The organism is Acidithiobacillus sp., from assembly GCF_023255755.1.
Classification (GTDB): Bacteria; Pseudomonadota; Gammaproteobacteria; order Acidithiobacillales; family Acidithiobacillaceae; genus Acidithiobacillus.
In genome coordinates, this window is record NZ_JAGDVS010000192.1 from 26760 (window position 1) to 32918 (window position 6159).

Sequence of the window (6159 nt, forward strand, 5' to 3'; positions counted from 1 at the left end):
TCAGCGCCCCAGTGAATTCACTTTTTGAGGCGTGCGGTCTTCCACCTTGAGTTCGCCGGTCCTGGTGGGCTTTACTGTCACGGTATGTCCAACCATGGCCCTGATTTCCGCCTGATGTACCTTGTCCGGATCACGACCAGATATCAGCATGGGTTTTCCAGCCGGCTGAATTTCGATCAGATTGGTATCATGCACATGCGTTAATTTTCCGGTGATCTGCATGGCATCAGAGCGGTCCATTTGTTGGAACGGCATCAACCCAAACGGTTTGGCCGGGGTGTCGAAAATATCGGTAGCAGGCTGTGGACCTAGTTCAGGGTTGTGGATTTTCAGTATTCGACCATCATTGCTGAGGGAAACATCAATATGTTTGTCCATGGCTTTATGTAGGTAAGAATCACTAAAGCCGTCCTCCATAAACCGCTTGCCGATATCCACATGAACGACACCGTATTCTTTGGTATCCAACAGCAAGTTATCCTTTTCAAAATTTTTCAGTACACCGGAAATGCTCTGGCGGTTGTGGTTCTGGATTTCCAGAATGGGTTTGTCCGGATCCACGGGTTCCTGGCGCACATAGTCGGGCAGGTCCTTCCGGTGAGACAGAATAACCCGGTGATGCACCTGCTTATCCTGCTCAAGCTGGATAGTGCTTTGGTGCATGACGGACGCCACCCGGAATTCGAGGGCCGCCTTAACACCGGGGATTCTTGCAGCATCGGTTTCACGGGATGCACTTTGCATATCCAGCTTTCCAATGCCGGGCACGGTGTTGGGCAGGTGACTGGTAATGCTTTGCTGATCCAAATGCGCCAAAGAATCACCAACAGCTTGAATCTTAGGCTTTCCATCCGGGCCGGGCAGTACCGCTTTGTAGCGCACCTGCTGGTCCAGGTTTGTATCCTGCAACACGATACCCGTAATTTTATGACCACTTTCATCACGGAACTGAATTAAATCCCCACGGTTAAGCTGCATGACTTCTGGTTCCATAACATTTTCCTTTGTGGGGGCCGCAATGGCTTTTTCCTGACCGACTTCGAGCAATTTCTGCTGTGCGATGACATAATCCGCCATCTTTTCTGCGTCCCGTGCAGCGTGGTAGATTTCGTTCTTGTCGTTTTTTAGAACGGATATCCAGCCCTTCACGTAGGACTCATGATTCTCAGGATGATGGGGTATGCCCGTTTTCTCGGAAATGATGTAGGACGCCATTTCCGCACGCAGCTCTTCTTTGGCCCGCAATGTATGGTCAGAGGCCGTCCCGTTCTGAAACTGCTGTAACCTGCTCCGATTCAGGCGATGCTCTGCCATGGTGGAGTGCGCAATCTCATGCGCCGCCGTGGCATATAAATGTCCGGCATCAAGGAAGGATTCCCTGGGCGGCAAGTGAATGTCATCATTTTTAGGGCTGTAAAAAGCCTGTCCCGGACTATCGAATAGAATGGGGGCGGACTTCTCATTCTGGTCAAACAGCTTTTCACCTACCGCATGCATGTCGAAATCGTGCGTTTGCGATGGATCCATCTCATAGGGCGGGATCCCATCGATCTGTGAGGCGTGGAATACCGTGTAATACTTGGCGAAACGCCGGGTTTCCTTCTCTGCCGCCGCAATTTCCTTACCCCCGAACTTCGGGCTCTCGCCGCTGGATCGCTCTATGTCTTTTTCATAGCTCTTCCAGACCTCGATAGGGATACCGTGCTCCCCTTTTTTGACTTGCCAGCCCTGTTCGGCAGCTTGTTTGTATGTCACCCAGCGGGGATCCCCAGTGGGGGCGACGGTAGCTAACAACACATGGTTGCCACCGTTATATTCTTTGCCGGTAACAGCATTGATAGGGCCGGATCTGGGGCCACCGTCATACGGCCGCTGCCAGGGTGCAGTATTTTCTTCTACTGCGGCGACGATACGATTGGTGACTTCCTGGCGAACATCACGTTTCTCCCGGTTGGTGGGCGTGGTTGTACTATGTGTCTGGGTTGGCATGGGCGTCCTCGCTTATGCATCTGCATGTCTGAACCAACATGGAGGTATAGCGACGGACTTGGTGGTATAGCGCTTGATGGGTGAGTACTGGTAGGATTGATCAGTTCAGTACCGAGTTACCGAGTTACCGAGTCGCGACGTCCGGTATGATCACGCAGCCTTATCAGGCTTTTCTTCGGTGTTGGGGGTTACGTAAGGATTTGCGATGGGCAGGAGAATATAGTGTCGGAAAGTCCTAAGACGGCTGATTTAATAGATTCACTGAAGATTTTTATGCATGAGGTCAAGGAGAAACATTTCTTTAAAATTTGCGCGTTTCTTTCTGGTGCGGTAGGTCTTCAACCGTTTTATTACTACTTTTGGGAAGTTTCCTATTTCCCATCTGGAATGGCGGATCTGGTATATTATGGCATAATGCCATTCTTCTTGTCGATATTTATCGTGGGTTACATATTGATATCTGTAGTGCTCCCAATACTCGGTTCTAATTTGAAGATAAAATTCGCTTATTCGCTGCCCGCGATTTTTGTTGGAACCGTTTTATTATTGAGCACAAATAATGAAATGCTAAGTTCTTTATATAATTTCATGTTGCGGCACGCATGGGGGGTTGTCGCGGTAGTTTCTGTATTCTCAGCGGCTGCCATTATATCCCTTTTGTTGGTCGCGGTGGCGTCATTTGTTGCGTTTATTCTGCTGGTAAATACAAAGGACATAAAGTATCTTGTATTGATGGTGCTAATTGGAATTAATGTTGGCGTATTTCTTCTTGATAGTAATACTATGTATGCGTTTAACATTATGCAGCATGCTGGCTTTAGAAGGGTTGATGTTTGTATTTCTCTTAAAGGTGATGAGGCATTTTTTCCTGTTGGAATACACAACTCTCACGCAGGTTGTTATGGCAAAATGGTTTCTGGTAACATAGTTTTTTATGGGTTTCATCGCTCTTTTTTAGAAATCAATGGAAAAAAGCATTTTGTCACGTCGATTGTTCAGAATAGGAATTTTCTATTTTACAGCATTCATAAAAATCCCGCCTAAAATTATTCCGGTATCGAATGCTGTTTCAATTAAGGCGGTAAACGGTATGATGAAAGGGTATGTCAAGTATGCGTGCTGCTTGTTAACGAATAACACTGTTGCGACAGTTGCTATTATAGAGAAAGCGACAAAGAATATTTTGCAGAAAACGCCGCCGAAAGCGAAAGGCCAGTCCTTGTTGCGTAGATAAACACTTTCCATGCCAAGATAGCCAGCTATAAAGCCAGCCACAATAAAAAATATAATGAGTGATATTCCTTCCATTTTTGCTCCTGAGTTTCATTTTCTGAACCGGCGTGGATGTATAGCGGTGAGAGTGGTGATATACTTTCTACCACGGCATGTGAGTAGCAAGGATCTGTTGTCACAAAATAGACTCGGCTTTTTGATCGCCTATGCGGTGATAAAATTACGCGGCATCTTCATCGCCATGCCCGCCCCCCGGATCAGAGAAATCAAACAGACTGCATTGCTGAGAGTTTTCAGCGGCAAGCCGCTTCTGTAACGCGATGTTTATCCAGATGCTCTCCCTACGGGAGGGATCCACTTCTTTGCCGCCTGCCCTGGGTTGCCGGGTGCGGCCGGCACCACAGACGGCATCGAAGTCCTGTCTTTGCCATCCCGCATCCTCCAGCGCTTCGTAGCAATCGTTCTGGTAGCCGGAGAGGGCAGCCATCCCCTGGATGCCCAGCAGGACGTCCACCAGTTCCTGGTGGGCATGGTGATCCATCTCATGCACGTATCCGCCATCTGCCCGGGTAAGCGGGTGGTACGGCGGATCGCAATAGAAGACAGTGGTCGCGGCATCCCATCGGTGGATGACGCCTAACGCTTCGTCATTTTCCACATAGACCGTCCGCAGTCGTTCGGCCGTAATCAGCAGATCCTCATCAATCACGTGTTTCGCGGCACGTGCCCGATTGTCGTCTACCCGGGCATAGGCCCAGCTGGGCTTTCGGGATAAATCACCGTGAAAAGAAGCGCGAGTCATGATGAAGAACCGCGCTGCGCGTTCAATGTCCGACAATGCTGAAGGGTTGGCGATGTCACGCCATGCGTTAAATATTTCCCGGCTGTAGGGGGTGAGCTGCAGGTATCGCTGCAAAGCCTCTGGCTGATTCCGCAGCATGCTGAAAAAGTGTGTCACTTCGGAATCCAGGTCATTGATGACCTCGACGCCTTTGGCGGGACGCGAAAACAACATACTCGCGCCGCCACAGAACGGCTCGACATAGCACAGGTGCCGGTTTGGTTTCGGGAGTGCGGTGTTGATTCTGTCCGTGAATCGGCCTTTGCCGCCGATCCAGACCAAGGGGCTGCGCATCAGACACCTCCGACTTTTGTGCTGGTTGTGGACCGATCATCGCCGCTCATGAGGTCTAAGATGTGCGTCGCAAGGACGGCTGTGGGGGCCTTTGTGCGGGCGTGGCGGGCAAGTCCCCGGCGGATGTTCCGCATACCGTCACTTCTTCGGGTCAAAAAATGGGCAATCTCCGTAGCCACGGCCAACTCGCCCCGTGGATCCTGTGAAACGCGCAGAAGCACTTCGCGTAAGGAAACTGGCGTCCGGTCCTCACTGCCCATAGAGTCCTCGCCGTTCGGAACAGGGGCTCCAGCGTTCTGGCGCATCAGTCGCATTACGCGAGCGTTTTCCTGTTTCTGGATGAGGACCTCCATGGGGCTGTCCGTATACCGGCAGAGACCGGCATTCAGCGCGTCTGGATGGGCGTGATCCGGGTGCAGTAGGTCGATGTCCACCACATCGTCGCCGTTCTGCTCCTCGTGGCCGGGACTGATGGGCTTGGCGTGGGCCATATAGTAAATATCTTGATGAGACACGCCGATACCTTCGGCGATGAACGTGCGGAATTGGGAGATGGTCTGAAAGTAACCCGAACACATTTTGTCGATGTTAAGGTTGGGTATGCGTTTAAAATCGTGGGATTCTATGACCTGGCGCAGTATTCGGGACGCCGCATCCCGTGCATCGGCATGGTCAGCGATGATGAGTTTTTTGCGCAGATAGGTACCGACGGCGAGGGTGATGGCGGCGATGGACTTGTTGAGGTACCAGTGCACGGCATATCCCACATCTGCGGACAATTGAGCCCCTTCGATCTGTTCCCGGTACACGGGGACCGACTTTCGCAACCAGCGGTGAAAATTCTGCGCTGATGCGTGTGTGGTAACACTGGCGCGCGGATCCGGGATAAGCCGGTCATGTGGATCCGGATCGACGAGGGGGTTGCGCGGAGTTGCCACGGCTTCAACCTCTTCGTTGTCATCCATCTCAAGCCCTTCGTACCATTCCGGCGCTACCGCATAATCATCACCGTCTGCGGCGGCCTGAATCGCTTCGGGATCATCCAGGAGGAGGTTGAAGCTATCCGGCCTCTCGAAACGCCGCGACGTGGTGCCCCAGGTTTGACGCGCCAATTCTTCACGTTCCGCCAGCGGAAGCGGATAATCCGCATCGATATCATCATCGCCGGCGTCGATAAAATCATTTTCGTCTGGGTTGGATGGCTTGGGCATCACACAATCTCCCGGTTTTGCATATAGTTCATGCCCCGGTCCTCCCGCGGCGATAGCTCTGCCAATCAAAGAGCAGCAGCCCACCGTTCTGACACAGCCGATCGAATGCGTCCGTCCCCAGGTACTTCTCCACACCATTTACCCCTTCGTTGGAGAGGATGATGGTCGGCTTCATGTCGCGGGAGCGGTGGTTGATTACCTCGAAGAGATGTACCTGCGCATGCCTGTCGAACGTTTTCCCAACTTCGTCGATGATGAGCAGGCCCGCTTCTGCAAACCCGCGAATGACTTCCAGCTCCGTGCTGTTGCCGATGCCGTGCTGCCAGGTCTGGCGAATCCGGGCAGTGATTTCGTAGGCGGTCGCAAAGATCACGCTATGTCCCATGGACAGCACTGTCCGGGCAATAGCCGATGCCAGGTGGTTTTTGCCGGTGCCGGGATTCCCGCAGAGAATGAGGCTGGATCCCTTGCTCGCCCGCTCCGCGAAATGCTCGGCGTAGTCCCAGCAGACATCCAGGGCCGTCTGCTGCCCAGGGACATCGACCACGTAGTTGTCGAAATCACAGTCGATATAGCGGCGGGGGATGGCGG

General features: G+C 52.1%; 6 protein-coding genes. 1 reads left to right on the top strand and 5 read right to left on the bottom strand.

The window, feature by feature from the left end; translation table 11 throughout:
• Positions 1-1989 carry a zincin-like metallopeptidase domain-containing protein gene (locus tag Q0C48_RS13785; protein ID WP_291525313.1) on the bottom strand — a complete coding sequence of 663 codons (1989 nt, stop codon included), beginning with the start codon at positions 1987-1989 and terminating at the stop codon, positions 1-3.
• A gap of 222 nt (positions 1990-2211) precedes the next feature.
• Between Q0C48_RS13785 and Q0C48_RS13790 the strand changes: the two genes are divergently transcribed.
• Positions 2212-3033 (top strand): hypothetical protein, encoded by an 822-nt coding sequence (locus Q0C48_RS13790; RefSeq protein WP_291525315.1) that lies wholly within the window; start codon positions 2212-2214, stop codon positions 3031-3033.
• Here the strand turns inward: Q0C48_RS13790 and Q0C48_RS13795 are convergent.
• The 4 genes from Q0C48_RS13795 to Q0C48_RS13810 all read right to left on the bottom strand — a co-directional run.
• Positions 3001-3297 (bottom strand): hypothetical protein, encoded by a 297-nt coding sequence (locus tag Q0C48_RS13795; RefSeq protein WP_291525317.1) that lies wholly within the window; start codon positions 3295-3297, stop codon positions 3001-3003. The genes Q0C48_RS13790 and Q0C48_RS13795 overlap by 33 nt on opposite strands.
• A 145-nt stretch (positions 3298-3442) precedes the next feature.
• Positions 3443-4357 carry a DNA adenine methylase gene (locus Q0C48_RS13800; RefSeq protein ID WP_291525319.1) on the bottom strand — a complete coding sequence of 305 codons (915 nt, stop codon included), beginning with the start codon at positions 4355-4357 and terminating at the stop codon, positions 3443-3445.
• Positions 4357-5568, bottom strand: coding sequence for a hypothetical protein (locus Q0C48_RS13805; protein ID WP_291525321.1), 1212 nt, complete (start codon positions 5566-5568; stop codon positions 4357-4359). Before Q0C48_RS13805 ends, Q0C48_RS13800 begins: the two co-directional genes overlap by 1 nt.
• Positions 5569-5596: 28 nt before the next feature.
• Positions 5597-6159 (bottom strand): ATP-binding protein (locus tag Q0C48_RS13810; protein WP_291525322.1); only part of this gene is annotated, 563 nt, incomplete at its 5' end.

Bases quoted from the DNA above. Each gene is read 5' to 3' on its own strand.
- Q0C48_RS13800 (WP_291525319.1), bottom strand. From the start codon at position 4,357: ATGCGCAGCCCCTTGGTCTGGATCGGCGGCAAAGGCCGATTCACGGAC.
- Q0C48_RS13795 (WP_291525317.1), bottom strand. From the start codon at position 3,297: ATGGAAGGAATATCACTCATTATATTTTTTATTGTGGCTGGCTTTATA.
- Q0C48_RS13805 (WP_291525321.1), bottom strand. From the start codon at position 5,568: ATGCCCAAGCCATCCAACCCAGACGAAAATGATTTTATCGACGCCGGC.
- Q0C48_RS13785 (WP_291525313.1), bottom strand. From the start codon at position 1,989: ATGCCAACCCAGACACATAGTACAACCACGCCCACCAACCGGGAGAAA.